Source organism: Kitasatospora sp. NPDC049258, from assembly GCF_040678895.1.
Taxonomy (GTDB): Bacteria; Actinomycetota; Actinomycetes; order Streptomycetales; family Streptomycetaceae; genus Kitasatospora.
Map to the genome: position 1 here is coordinate 25,462 of NZ_JBFAQT010000010.1, position 12,658 is coordinate 38,119.

Genomic DNA, 12,658 nt, shown 5'->3' on the forward strand with positions numbered 1-12,658 from the left:
CCGGTGTACGGAAAGCGATGCGGAATGGCCCGTTCCAGCACCCTTCTGCCCGTTTGCGACCGATCCGGCGCACCGCGCACAGCGGCAGCAGCAGTCCGGCGGGACGGGCCCCGGCATCACCTTCGTCGTTTCAGCGCAGCTGCCACGCGGGGAAGTTCGTCATGGATCGTCCGGCCCGCCAGTGCGCCGCCGTACACCACGACACCGACGCCCACCAGCCAGGACTGGATCACCAGGACCGTCCCGATCGGCCCGTAGGCAAGGGCGTTGGTGGCGATCAACGGCGAGAAGACCAGCCGCGAGAACACCCTCAGGCCGAGCAGCCCGGCCGTCGTGGCCACGGCGCCCGGCAGCAGCGCAGTCCAGTCGACCCGTCCGCAGAGCAGCATCCGCTGCGACCACCAGAGGAACAGGACGGCGAACAACACCGAGATGACACCGCCGAACGGGGTGCGCCGCCACACGGCGGTGGTGGCGAACACCAGGAGGACCCCGATGAGCGCGGCCAGCCAGACGGCGTGCCGCCACCTGGCCCACCAGCGGGCCGGCGGCAGCCCCCAGATCTTCTCGTAGGTGGTCTGCACCGCCGCGCCGAACGACAGGCCGAACACGGCGAGGGCGGCCAGGCTGAACGCCGTCGTGGTCCGCAGGGTCTCGTCGGGCAGGGCGATCAGTTGCTCGATGTTCCTGGTTGAGGGCTCGGAAACGCCGATGCCGTCACCGAGCCACTGGGCGAAACCCTGCCCGTTCGCCGGATCGGCCGCCGAGATGACGATCAGCAGCGGCACGAGGGTGAGGAACCCGAGCGCCGCGAAGCCCAGCGATCGCTGCGTCAGCTCGACCGCTCGGCCCCTGCGCCAACCACGCCCGGCCGCCGAACGGTCGGCCATCCGGCGCAGCCACCCGGTCGGGGGCGGACGGCCGTCGGGATCGGGAAGCCCCGACGGCACGGCGGGCGGCCGGCCGCGCTTCGGCGGTCGGCCGTAGCCGGGGCGGGTGGGACGGTTCGTCATGGCGGGGCTCGGTGGGCCGGACGGCGGGCCGGGGTCGCTGGGGCGGGAGGCCCGGTCAGTGCCCCGAGGTCCGGCCGTCGGGCTCCTGGGGGTCGACACCGGTGTGCGCCTCCGCGGTCCGCCCGCCGCTGGGACGGCCGGCCGGGCCCTGCTCCCCCATGTCGTAGGTGTGCTTGTCGGGCCCTTGGTCCTCGCCTCGACGGCCCAGGCTCTCCACGGTGTTCCCGGACACCTCCTGTCCCTCCTCGGCGGCCCGCTCACGGCCCGGTCCGGGCTCGGGAGCGTACTTCTCGGGGTGGAACGAGCGGTGGGCGCTGTCGTTGGGCTCCTGATGCTCGGCGTCGATGTCCGGCGACCAGCCGTGCTGGTCCTCACCGCCGAACCGGCTCGCCCGGCCCTTTTCCATCGTCGGATGGGATTTCCTAGCGGTCACGGTCATCACCTGCTGGGTCGATTCGAGGCTGCGGTTGCCGGTCCGGTTCCTCGTAGCCACGCGGGCCGGCCTCGTCCTGCGCCTCCGGGTCCTGCCGCATCGGGGCGACCCGGGTGCCGGCGGTCTGCTCATGGGCACCGCCGTGCCCGTTCATCAGGTCGTCGCGCTGCCGCGTCAGGGAGTCCCGCTGTTCGGCGAGGTCGTCGCGCTGCCGGGTCAGCGTGTCCCGTTCGCCGGCGACGCCGTCCCGGTCGCGGCCGGCCGATGCGGCCTCCGCCCGGGCCGTGTCACGCTGCTCGACCAGGTCGTCGCGGCTCTTGGCGACGGCTTCCCGCTCGCGGCGGGATTCGCGCAGCCCGTGCCGCGCATCCGCGTTGCGACGTGAGGCGCGGCGTACGCCGGTCAGCAGGATGGCGAGCCCCAACATGGCCACTGCCCCGACGACGATGCCGTAGAGGAACAGGGTGCCCGTGGAGCCGGTCATGTGGTGCCCGAACACCGTGAACGGATTGCTGAGCTCGTGCGCGGCGCCGGTGTTGCCGAAGATTCCGGCCAGCGCGACGACGGCCGCGACGACCAGGACGACAAGTCCGAGAACAATGATCATGACGTGCTCCAATGGGGATCTACGTCGTATATCTACAGTGAACTCCTGGACCACACTGGTGTCTACACCGTAGGTCTACGAACTTTGGGCCACCGGCACTGACCAGCGATGAAAGAAGGCACCGACGACGAGAAGACGTCTCGACCGTCACAGCCGATTCGCTTCGCATCGACGGGGAAGACGCACCATTGCTTCCGCATCGGAAAAGGACACCTCACCGGGGGGAAACGCACACCGGAGAGCACCATGATCATCCTCGGAGTCATCCTCCTCCTCATCGGATTCCTCACCAGCCTTTCCTTCCTCTGGACCATCGGCATCGTCCTGGTCGTCGTCGGCCTGATCCTGTGGATCATGGGCGCGGTCGGCCACGAGGTCGGCGGCCGCCGCCACTACTTCTAGAAGTCGCTCACATTTCCGCGGCCCGGGCCGCAGCGAGCAGCCGTGGACCGCGCTCCACAGCTGGTTCGCCACGGCCGCCGCCGCGTCGGCCCCCGCACCGGGGTAGGCGCACCCCGAGTCACTACTTCCCCGGGAGGTCTTCTCCGTGGGTGTCACCGCCACCGGCCCCGGTCCGCGCCTCCCGCCACCGCGCGGCCCGCTGACCGGCGACCTCATCGCCCTGCTGACCACCGACCCCGATGCCGATGCCGGGGCCGGCGAGGTGGCCGGCCCCGCGCTGGCCGCCTCCGCCTGGAGCGAGGACCACCAACTCGCCCTCTACCTCTGCTACGAACTCCACTACCGATCCTTCGCGGGTGTGGACGCCCGATGGGAGTGGGAGCCAAGGGTCCTGGGCCTGCGCGCGCAGTTGGAACGGTCCTTCCTGGCGGCGTTGCGGGCCGAGATCGGCGCGGTGCCGCCGCTGGAGGACCAGCTCCGGGACCTCCTGATCGAGCCCCCGGACGGAGCCGGCCCGTCCCACTTCCTGCTGCGCCGCGGTGAGCGGTGGCAGGCTCGCGAGTACCTAGCCCTGCGGTCCCTCTACCACCTGAAGGAAGCCGACCCGCAGAGCTGGGTCGTCCCCCGGCTGCACGGCGCCGCCCAGGCCGCTCTCATGGCGGTGCAGTTCGACGAGTACGGCGCGGGGCGGGCCGAGCGGACCCACTCCCGGCTGTTCGCGGAGATGATGGCCGACCTCGGTCTGGACCGCGGCTACGGCCACTACCTGGACCACGCGCCGGCACCCGCCTTGGCGGTCGTCAACCTGATGTCCCTGTTCGCCCTGCACCGCGTGCACCGCGGCGCCCTCGTCGGACAGTTCGCCGGCGTCGAGATCAGCTCCTCACCCGGCTCCGCCCGCCTGGCCGCCGCTCTGGAGCGGCTCGGCGCCGGGCCCGCGGGCACCCGCTTCTACCTGGAGCACGTCGAGGCCGACGCCGTCCACGAGCAGCTGATGCGCCACGGCGTCATCGACGCCCTCCTGGCCGACGAGCCCGACCTGCGAGACGACATCGCCTTCGGCCTGGCCGCCGGCACCCTGCTCGACAACCGCCTCGCCCACCACGCCCTCACCCACTGGAAGCAGGGCCGGAGCGCCCTGCTCGCCCCGCTCGGCGCCCCCGCAACCGCCTGACCCTCCCCCGCCCGTGCCCCCGGTGTCAGCCGGGGTCCGACGGTGGGAGCGAGCGACGGCGGTGACTGGTGTCGCAGAACGGGTACCGCCGGCTGCGCCGGCAGACGCACAGCGCCACCACCGGCCGCTCGCAGACCTCGACCGTGCCGTCCGGCAGCACGATCTCGACCGGACCGCTCACCAGCACGGGCCCCACCTCGGCGGGCATGACCACGCGCGCCGACGCGCACGGCCGGCTACTCGGGGCGGACACCGCGGATCACCACCAGCTCCTCGTGCCGGACACCCGGAGCAACCAGCCCCCGTTCCTCGAACCAGTCGGCCCGCGCCGACATGACGGGACCGAACGGGATCCGCCGCCGAGCGATGACGGCGGTCCGCAGCCCCGCCCGCCGAAGGGCCCGCAAGCTCTCCGCGACCCGGCACAGCGAGGAATGCACCAGCAACAGAACCCCGCCCGGCACGAGGGAACCGGGGGCCGTGCGGCAGATCCGGTCCAGCAGGGCCCGCCCGTCCGGCCCGGCATCCCACGCCCGCGCGGGGCCGTGGGAGGGCGGCGTGGCCTCGGCGGCCGGCACGTAGGGCGGGTTGGACGCGATCAGATCGAACCGTCGGCCACGGACGGGTTCCAGCAGATCGCCCTGCAGCACGTGGATGTGCCGCCCGTTCAGGGCGCCGTTGATCCACGCGGTGGCCAGGGCGCGCCGGGAGACGTCGATCGCGGTGACCCGGGCGCCGGTACCGGCCGCCGCGAGGGCCACGACGCCCGTGCCCGTACCGAGGTCGAGCACCTCGTCGCCCTCGCGCAGGCGCTCGCGGCCCAGGCTCTCGATCAGCAGATCGCTGTCCTCCTGCGCACGGTAAACACCAGGCGTTCTCAGCAGCCACATACTGCGCGTCTGCCCGTCCGGCGCCCCTCGACACACGCCCGGCGGCCGGAGCCGCGACCGGCCGGGCGGATCGCGGCAACGCCGCCGCACCGGCGCAGGAGAGTGGGATCCGCGCGACTCGCCGTGCCGATCGCGCACCGGTGCGGTCGGCCGGGGCAGGCGCGTCTCGAACCCGACCACCCCACCGATCGGTCGTTCGCACGGAGTCAGCGGGCTCGAATTTTCGGTTCCCGACATGGCGCGCCGGGCCTCGAGCCGCCGCCGGCGCTGTGGGTGGCGGCCGCGATCGGCCCCAGGCCCGGGCGCCATCACCGCCGCGCAGGACGCCGACGTCATCCCCTGCTCGTGCCGCGGGAGCTCCCGACCTGTGCGCGCGCCCTGCCCGACCCCGCTGCGGCGGCGCCCCAGTCCCGTTCAGGGTCGGTGCGGCGGGTGTCGTCGCTCTGCCGCACCCGGTCGATGTGGTCGGTGTCCTTCTCGTCGACCTCGCCCTTCAGGTGCGACAGGCTTCGGGCGCCGGCTCCGGCTCCGGGATCAGTCGGGCCAGGTACCGGTCAGGCGGCGGGCGCCGACCGCGCTGCCTCGGTCGACCGCAGCCTTGACCAGGGCGAACACGGCTCCCTGCAGCGCGGCGGCGGTCAGCACCTCCCTCCAGGTGCGGTCCCGGTCGGTGGCCCGGGGCGCGTCCTGCTCATGCCCGAGGAACGCCCACAGGCGTTTGAAGACGGCGCTCGCGACCACCCCACCGAGGACGCCGAACAGCAGTCCGAGCGGCTTGTACAAGATCTTGCCCATCACGACCTCCCGAGTTCGGGTGACCGCCACGGCCCGGCGGCTGATACGCGCCTGTCCGAAAAGAGCACGGCCAACCGCATCCGGCGGCGGCCTGCGGGCGCAGCGCGGTGCCGGGGCGGGCCGGCCACCGGGATGATGTGGTGCCGGTCATGGGGAACAGCGAGGCGGAGAGGGCAGGATTCGAACCTGCGCGGGCCCCGGGGGACCCTGCTCGGCCGTTGCCGGCCAGGCACCCGATCAACCACTCCGGGCACCTCTCCCTGACGTGCTCTCAGGATGCCCCGGTGGCCTGACCTGCCACTGACACCCCGCTGACGCGGTCCGTGACGAGTTCGCCGAACAGGACCGGGCGGCCCCGCGGAGGTCGCATGCGGCCCCGCCGCCGTCCGGCCGTGATCATCGCGGCTCAGACAGGCAAGGCCGAATCGTCCAGGCCGCGCGCCGCGACCAGGTGGGCACTGCCGTCGACCAGCCGGTAGGACAGGCCGACCACGGCCGCGCGGCCGGCGGCGACGGCGTCGGCGAGCGTGCGGGAGCGGTCGAGCAGCAGGTCGACGGTGTGCCGTATGTGCTCGGCGATGAAGTCGGCGTCCTCGGTGCGTCCGGCGGCCCGGGCGGCCAGCACGCTCGGCGTCACGCGCTCGATCACGTCCCGGACGTACCCGGTGGCGGTGGTGCCGTCCTGGACGGCGGCGCGGGTGGCGGCGACGGCGCCGCAGGAGTCGTGCCCCAGGACGATCACCAGGGGGGCGCCGAGCACGCTCACGCCGTACTCGATGCTGCCCAGCACCTCGGCTCCCACGACGTGTCCGGCGGTCCGGACGACGAACAGATCCCCCAGACCGCGGTCGAAGATGATCTCCGCGGCCAGCCGGGAGTCGGAGCAGCCGAACAGCACCGCAAACGGGCTCTGCCCCGGTGCGGTCTCGGTGCGCCGGGCGGCATCCTGGTTCGGGTGCTCCGGCACGCCGGCGACGAACCGCCGGTTGCCCGCCAGCAGCATCGCGAAGGCGTCGTCGGGCGTGATGATCGGGGCGTTGTTCATGGCGGCAGCCTACGATCCGGCTTGCGGCGCGGCCCGCCGGGGTCGGCTCCTGCCCCGCGGCACGACCGACCCGGCAACGGGCCGCGGCCCTGGTCCGGGACGACAAACACCCTTGAACGCATTCCCCGGACCGGTGCTGTGCCGGTCGCTTCGGGGAGCCGGGGTACGAGGCTGCCGGCCGGGACCGCAGGCCGGTGCCGAGCCGTTCGGGTGGACCTGGGGGGTGGGGGCAGTCCCGGGCCGGGTGGGCGGCGAAGGGGAGGTGTGCGTGCCGTGGGCGCAGTGGGCGGTGAGGCTGCCGAAGGCGGCCGGCTGCCCGGCCCGGTGCTGTTGGGCGGTCAGACCGTGAGCAGGCTCGGGTTCGCGGCCTTGTCGACGGGCAGGACGTCGTCCAGGACGGGGTACTGGCCCAGGACGTAGTTGAGGATCACGGCGTGCATGGCCTCGACCGGGGCGATGGTGGCGGCGGTGGCGATCCCCGCCGGTGAGGTGACGTTGCAGGTGGCGAAGAGATAGGTCTGCGCGGCCTGGTCCTCCAGCTGAAGGGCGAGCTTCGCGACCGCACCCGCGTCGGTGGCCTTGCCGAGGGCGGCCGCCACGGACTCCTGGTCGGAGAGCGGCACATCGGTGATGGCGGGCTTGTTCGCACCGGTGAGTTGCTCGCCCGGGCACGTGCGGCACCGGCCGCAGCGCAATAGAGCCTCAAGTCACTCATCCATCCGCCCCGTTGTCTTCGAACCAAGGGCATGAACATCCAACGCGGTGCGGGCACGTCCGGTGCGGCCTCCGCCTGCGGCCGGCTATCGACCTGCTGGCTGCGGATCGCGATGCCCAACAGAGCGAGCACGGGCAGGTGCAAAGCGGCCCATACGGCAGTGGCGAAAGCCTCGGACCAGTGTCCCGGCGGGGCGGCGTGCCGAGGGCCGACGGCAAGCTGGGAGGCGTTGTGCGTGGGAGAGCCTTCGGCAGCAGAGGGAGGGGCGGAACTGCCGGGCCGAAGGCCGGATCCGTAGCCCGGCTACGGGCCGTAGTCCGGCTACGGGTCAGATGATCTGCACGCCTGCGCGGGCGGCGAAGTCCCGGACGCCGGGCAGCCTGCGGTCGTGCCGCAGCAGGCCTGCGGCGAGATCGCGCACGGCGCCCCTGCGGACCTCCTGCGGGGCCGTTTCCTCGGCCGCGAGCAGGGCCAGGTAGCACTGCTCGGGCTTGCCCCACTGGTCGAACGCGCGCGCCACATCGGTGAAGAAGCGGGCCTGCCGCTCGGCGGTCGGCAGCGCGGCAGGGTCGATGGTGGCCGCCATCTCGATCGCCCGCCCGGCGTCGCCGAGCTCGCGGTGCACCGACAGCTCGTGCAGGGCGACGCCCTGGACGCCGTCCAGCAGGCCGGAGGACCGGCTCGCTGCGGCGGCGCTGTCGGCGGCCTCCCGGATCAGGGCGTGCGCGTAGGAGCGGTCGCCGGACTTCGCCGCGGTGTAGGCGGCGGTGGCAAACAGGTCTCCGCGGGTGGCCAGCCGGGCGGTCTCGGAGACGGAAGCATCGGCGAGGAGGTCTTCGGCGGCGACCACCACGATGTCGGTGGCGCGAGCCAGGCCGCCCTGGCGACGCCAGGAACTGGAGACCATGCGCTGGGCCTCCGCGGTGATCAGCGGGTCTCCACCCAGCCGGGCGGCGGAGAGCGCGCGGTCCGCAGTGATGGCCACCAGGTTGTCGATACCGACTTTGATGCACAGCCGGACGGCGATGTTGTAGAGCCGAGCGACGTTTCGGGCCCGCTCTTCCGCCGATCCGACCATCTCGGCGGCGGCGATCCGACCGGGCAGGGCGCGGGCCAGGGCGTCGTACTGGGCTGCCTTGAACTCTCGGCGTGACGTCACCAGCGAGGTGGCGACCATCTCCTGGGACGGCTCGCGGCGGGGAGCCGGAATCCGGGCCGCCCCGTACAGGAGAAGGTCCTCCAGATCGGCCAACGAGGACTTCTCCTCGGCCTGCGCGGCCTGCTGGCCGACGGCCGGTACGAAGAGGGCGGCAGCCGCCAGGGTCAGGAACGGGCGGCGTCGCACATCGTCCTCGTCGGCAGCGGAGTTGCTCGTCAGCGTAGCGGAGGCAGGCCTTCGCGGACGTGACCTCGCCCGCTCGGCGGCTGGCTGCCGCAACGCCATCAGCTCCGTGAGGTCGATGCCCAACACCTCGGCGAAGCGCCGAAGGAGCGTCAAGTCCTAGACCTGCTGCATGTCCCGCTCGACCAGGGACATCCACTCCTCGCTGCGGCCGACCTCCGTGGCCAGCCGGAGCTTGGTCCACCCAAGTGCCGTTCGCCGAAGCGAGATGAATGCGCCGAACGTCCTGCTGTCCCCTACCGCAGACCTCCGCGGATCGTACCCAACCGGCTACAGACCGCTACGCTACCCAGCTACGGGTCCCTGTGCAGGGAAAGCCCGTACTCAGGGGAGGGACATGTCTGTTCGTCTTCGCTACCTCGCCCGTTGGTGGGCAGGCACCAACGGACGACCACCCGGGAAGATCTAGGTCGTCCCGGGCCGGATGTACTCCACCGAGGCGCTGCAGTGGATCTGCGGAGACCGTCCGCTCGACGACGAGCCGGACGGCGTCCCCGCCCGCCCTCGGGGCTCGCAGAGCCTGGCTGCAGTCGAGAACCACAACCAGAACTGCAACCGCTGGACGACGAAGGCCCCGACCGCAGAGCAGTCGGGGCCTTCGTTTGCCCGCGTGGGCAGAGGCGGAGGGTGCGAGATTCGAACTCGACTTTTGCCGAGATTTGACCTGCGACGATGCGGCAGATTTGGACAAAGGTGGATGATCTGCATGTCGGCCGATGTCTGTTCATGCCCTCGCGTGCGCCGTTGCGTTGACACGTCAACACGGATGATCATGCTTGCCTCGGGCCAGTCTGAACGCTTCTCGCTGCCGCTGGCCGTTACAGCCGGTAGTGGCCGTCAGCTTCTCCACGGGGGTGCGGGCTCAGTCTCCTTCGCCCTGGGTGGCGCGCGTCGGGCCGAGAAGCCGCCCGGTGACCAGGTGCATGGACCGGACTCCCTGCGCGGCGGAGTCATGGAACAACGCTCCTAAGAAGCCGTTCAACGCCGCTGCTCTATCGATCATGGTGAGCGCCCATTCGAGTGTGATGACTCGGTCGGGTGATTTCCCGGCGCCAGGGCATGAGGGCGTGGCATCCCGTGCGGTTCGTGGGTGTCTCCATCCGGGCGTCAGGAGGTTTGCCCGCCTGCCACAGCTCCACAGGATCTTCCGACACGCCGGGTTTGCCCTGGCCAGCCGACCAGCCGAGTCTCCCCGATCTGGGCTCTACCGGCCGGACGCTGATGAGCGGGACCCAGTCGGAGCCCGACGAGTGCTGGCGGGGCAGCCGCGACCGATCCACCGTTCGCGGCCGCCAGGGACGCTTGCTCGTTACTGACCCACGCTCCTAGCGGTGGACATCCTCGGGGGGCTGTACGCCTGAGGCGCCTCCCGGTTGCCGGCGCCGACTGACAGCACCCATGATGATCTTGATCGCAAGCCCGAGGACGACGAGATCAGCGATCATCTGCCCGGTGACCACAAGCCGAGCCGCCTGGCTCTTGGCCGTGATGTCGCCGAACCCGACCGTCGAGAAGATGGTGACGGCGAAGTACAGCCCGTCGGTGTGGGTCAGCGGCCCGCCGAAGTTACCGGCCGACATCGCGGCCATGACGACATAGGCGCTGGCGAACAGCAGCAGGAACAACGGAACGCTGGTGGCCAGGGCTTCGACGGCCCGCAGTCCCGGGAATGGTGACCGGATGATCGAGCGGACCTGAAACGCGACCAATCCGACGAACACCACCAGCCCGACTACCAGCATCGTGACGGCGGACCAGGTCGAGGAGCGGTCCAGGGGCAGCAGAAAGTACAAGGTCACCAGCGCGGTGGCGGATCCCACGATCCGCAGAACAGCCCGCACGATCATGCGGCGCGGGGGTCTGACCTCTCGCCGGGTGTCCGGCCCGGGGCCGGCGCTGTCAGTCATTGGTCGCGGTGTGTGTTGGAGGGCTCACCGACAGCGGCGCGCACCCAATCGTGAGCACTGCCGGGGTCGAGGGCGGCGAGAAACTCTGTGAGCGAGCCATCCCAGCTGTCCTTCGCACGTTCGGCCGCTGCCGCGGCGACCATCTGCCGTGTGTCTGCGTCCTTGCAGCGAACCAGCGTGATGGCGGCCTGGGGGCCGGCTTCCGCGAGGATCCTGTGGGCGTGCTGCGCGTCGGATCGGACGTGTCCTTTACGCACTTCAGCGGCGTGCGCCCCGACCTCTGCTCCTTTCAGTGTGGAGAACAGGCCCATGAATCCGACCGTCCATGAGAGGGAGATGCGCAACAGGGCGTTCGCAAAACCGCTGGCCGTCAGCACGCGAGACTGAGTCAGTTTCAGCGAGCCGTCGGCGTTTCCTCTGATCACTACAGCAGTCGCGCCGCGCTTGCGGGCCTTTGTGCGGAAGCCTCGCCCGAGCGACGCCAGCATGTGTTCGGCGCGACGATGGCTGTCGAAGCTGGCGATGACTACCGATTCCTGCCCGGATTGCGCGACCGGCGTGGTCTCCGACGTCATGGGGTGTCCTTCGCAGCCGAGTGACCGAGATCAAGACCTGGCGGAGGGTGCAGCCAGGCCTGCTCGATGGGCTTGCTGTCCTATTTTAGCTGTTCAGAAGCCTGCTGCTCTATCGATCATGATGGGCGCGGGTTCGAGTGTGGTGGCTCGGTCGGGTGGTGTTGGGTCCGGGCGCGCATGAAGACAGAGCCCGTGGTGCAGCTCGGGGTTGTCGAAGCCGTCGAGCCCGCCGGGAGGCCCTGATGTCGCAGTTGTACGCCCCTGTCGAGGCTGGCTCCAACTCTGCCGCGCCTGAGTGTGACTGCCTCGCGCACCGGTTCGGGAACGCCGGGGACCGGCCCCACAGGAGGCCGAGGTATCCCTCCGACATGAGGGACGGGGAGTGGGCGGTGGTCCGCGACGCGATGCCCGTGCCGCCGTGGCTGGAGGGGCGGGGCGGCCAGCCGGAGGGGTACTGCCACCGGCAGATGGTCGACGCGGTCCGGTACCTGGTCGCGGGCGGCATCACCTGGCCGGCAATGCCGCTGGACTTCCCCGCCTGGGACCGGGTCTACGCCTTCGCCCGGCGTTGGCGTGTCTCGGGACTGCTGTCCGAGCTGCACGACCGGTTGCGCGGCCTGGTCCGCGAGGACGCCGGACGGGATCCGGAGCCCACTGCGGCGATCGTCGACTCGCAGACGGTCCGCGCGTCTGCGGCCGTGCCGCGGGCCACGTCCGGGTGGGACGGCGGGAAGCGAACGCCGGGCCGCAAACGGCATGTGGTCGTCGACGCTCTCGGCCTGCTGCTGGCCGTGATCGTCACCGCCGCCAGCGCGCAGGACCGTGACGCCGCCCGGCCGCTGTTGGATCGCCTGCGCTCGCGCTTCACGAGGATCATTCTTGTGTGGGCCGACGGCGGCTACGCGGGCCAGCTGGTGACCTGGGCGGCCGAGAAGCTCCAGCTGACACTGCAGATCGTCAAGCGCAGCGACGACGCCGCAGGATTCGTGGTGCTGCCGCGCCGGTGGGTGGTGGAGCGCACGTTGAGCTGGCTGGTGCGCACGCGCCGTTTGGTGCGCGACTACGAGACGCTGCCCGCCGTCCACGAGCAGATGGTGCTGTGGTCGATGACGATGCTCATGACGCGGCGGCTGGCCCGGCTGCCAGGGTGAACCTGCCCGGGGCCGGCTCGGCCAGCCAGCCCCGGCCCACCAGCCGCTTCGCCTTCACCCGCACGCCTTCAACCTGGGCCGAGACCACATCCGATCCGATTTCGGCCGTGATCTCCTGACAGCTCATCATCCCGCTCCCGCCTGCGTGGCGGTGCTCGATCAGCAAGGCCACGATGCGCTGGTAGTCCACCGCCAGTGAGCCCACCGGCAACCCGGGCCGCCATACCGGCACGACCGAACCCGCACGCGCCGCCTGCGGTTGCACGACCTCGGGCGCGGTCTCCACCGGCTCGCAGGTGGCCGACGTCTGCGGAGACTCACTGTCCACCTTCGCCGCCGGCTCCGCCCGCGGCGTGGACAGGACCTGCCCGACGCGCTGCCGGGCGACGCCCCAGTCCTCCCAGTCCGTCTCAGCCTCGGCCAGCTCGGCCAAGGCCCGGTCGGCTTCCTCCTGAAGCCCGTCCACACGCTCGCGCGCGGCCAGCTCCCGCTCCTCCAGCAGACCCGACACCGACGGCATCCGGCACCTCCACCGACGAGACAATCCGA

15 protein-coding genes and 1 tRNA gene are annotated in these 12,658 nt (G+C 71.3%); 3 read left to right on the plus strand and 13 right to left on the minus strand.

Features of this window, described 5'->3' with window-relative positions; all coding sequences use genetic code 11:
* Positions 1-116: 116 nt before the first annotated feature.
* The 3 genes from AB0K43_RS11115 to AB0K43_RS11125 form a co-directional block, all read right to left on the minus strand.
* The gene (locus AB0K43_RS11115; RefSeq protein WP_363638503.1) at positions 117-890 is read right to left on the minus strand and encodes a YhjD/YihY/BrkB family envelope integrity protein; all 774 of its coding nucleotides are present in this window, start codon (positions 888-890) and stop codon (positions 117-119) included.
* A gap of 178 nt (positions 891-1,068) precedes the next feature.
* Entirely contained in the window at positions 1,069-1,419 is a 351-nt protein-coding gene (locus tag AB0K43_RS11120) for a hypothetical protein (protein WP_363638215.1), read from the minus strand.
* 16 nt (positions 1,420-1,435) lie between these two features.
* Positions 1,436-2,053, minus strand: a complete 618-nt coding sequence (locus AB0K43_RS11125; RefSeq protein WP_363638217.1) for a hypothetical protein — start codon at positions 2,051-2,053, stop codon at positions 1,436-1,438.
* Positions 2,054-2,299: 246 nt separating this feature from the next.
* On the opposite strand from AB0K43_RS11125, the gene AB0K43_RS11130 reads away from it, so the two are divergent.
* Entirely contained in the window at positions 2,300-2,455 is a 156-nt protein-coding gene (locus AB0K43_RS11130) for a DUF6131 family protein (RefSeq protein WP_363638219.1), read from the plus strand.
* Between the two features lie 145 nt (positions 2,456-2,600).
* A complete protein-coding gene (locus AB0K43_RS11135) occupies positions 2,601-3,629 on the plus strand; it encodes an iron-containing redox enzyme family protein (RefSeq protein ID WP_363638221.1) in 1,029 nt (342 codons plus the stop codon).
* 25 nt (positions 3,630-3,654) lie between these two features.
* Here AB0K43_RS11135 and AB0K43_RS11140 read toward each other — a convergent pair whose 3' ends face one another.
* The 9 genes from AB0K43_RS11140 to AB0K43_RS11180 all read right to left on the minus strand — a co-directional run bounded on the left by AB0K43_RS11140 (position 3,655) and on the right by AB0K43_RS11180 (position 10,958).
* Positions 3,655-3,837 (minus strand): CDGSH iron-sulfur domain-containing protein, encoded by a 183-nt coding sequence (locus AB0K43_RS11140; protein WP_363638223.1) that lies wholly within the window; start codon positions 3,835-3,837, stop codon positions 3,655-3,657.
* 28 nt (positions 3,838-3,865) lie between these two features.
* The gene (locus AB0K43_RS11145) at positions 3,866-4,699 is read right to left on the minus strand and encodes a HemK2/MTQ2 family protein methyltransferase (protein ID WP_363638225.1); all 834 of its coding nucleotides are present in this window, start codon (positions 4,697-4,699) and stop codon (positions 3,866-3,868) included.
* Between the two features lie 354 nt (positions 4,700-5,053).
* Positions 5,054-5,314: a DUF4235 domain-containing protein gene (locus AB0K43_RS11150; RefSeq protein WP_363638227.1), complete on the minus strand. Its 261-nt coding sequence runs from the start codon at positions 5,312-5,314 to the stop codon at positions 5,054-5,056.
* 165 nt (positions 5,315-5,479) lie between these two features.
* Positions 5,480-5,574: transfer RNA gene (locus tag AB0K43_RS11155), tRNA-Cys, on the minus strand.
* A gap of 146 nt (positions 5,575-5,720) precedes the next feature.
* Positions 5,721-6,359, minus strand: coding sequence for a carbonic anhydrase (locus tag AB0K43_RS11160; RefSeq protein ID WP_363638229.1), 639 nt, complete (start codon positions 6,357-6,359; stop codon positions 5,721-5,723).
* 338 nt (positions 6,360-6,697) lie between these two features.
* The gene (locus AB0K43_RS11165; protein WP_363638231.1) at positions 6,698-6,982 is read right to left on the minus strand and encodes a ferritin-like domain-containing protein; all 285 of its coding nucleotides are present in this window, start codon (positions 6,980-6,982) and stop codon (positions 6,698-6,700) included.
* Positions 6,983-7,402: 420 nt separating this feature from the next.
* On the minus strand, positions 7,403-8,419 hold the full coding sequence (locus AB0K43_RS11170) for an XRE family transcriptional regulator (protein ID WP_363638233.1): 1,017 nt from the start codon (positions 8,417-8,419) through the stop codon (positions 7,403-7,405).
* A 1,382-nt stretch (positions 8,420-9,801) separates the two neighbouring features.
* Entirely contained in the window at positions 9,802-10,383 is a 582-nt protein-coding gene (locus AB0K43_RS11175; RefSeq protein ID WP_363638235.1) for a potassium channel family protein, read from the minus strand.
* Positions 10,380-10,958 (minus strand): hypothetical protein, encoded by a 579-nt coding sequence (locus AB0K43_RS11180; protein ID WP_363638237.1) that lies wholly within the window; start codon positions 10,956-10,958, stop codon positions 10,380-10,382. Before AB0K43_RS11180 ends, AB0K43_RS11175 begins: the two co-directional genes overlap by 4 nt.
* 368 nt (positions 10,959-11,326) lie before the next feature.
* On the opposite strand from AB0K43_RS11180, the gene AB0K43_RS11185 reads away from it, so the two are divergent.
* A complete protein-coding gene (locus AB0K43_RS11185; protein WP_363638239.1) occupies positions 11,327-12,109 on the plus strand; it encodes an IS5 family transposase in 783 nt (260 codons plus the stop codon).
* Here AB0K43_RS11185 and AB0K43_RS11190 read toward each other — a convergent pair.
* The gene (locus AB0K43_RS11190) at positions 12,075-12,629 is read right to left on the minus strand and encodes a hypothetical protein (protein WP_363638241.1); all 555 of its coding nucleotides are present in this window, start codon (positions 12,627-12,629) and stop codon (positions 12,075-12,077) included. The two genes, AB0K43_RS11185 and AB0K43_RS11190, sit on opposite strands and share 35 nt — an antisense overlap.
* Positions 12,630-12,658 lie beyond the last annotated feature (29 nt).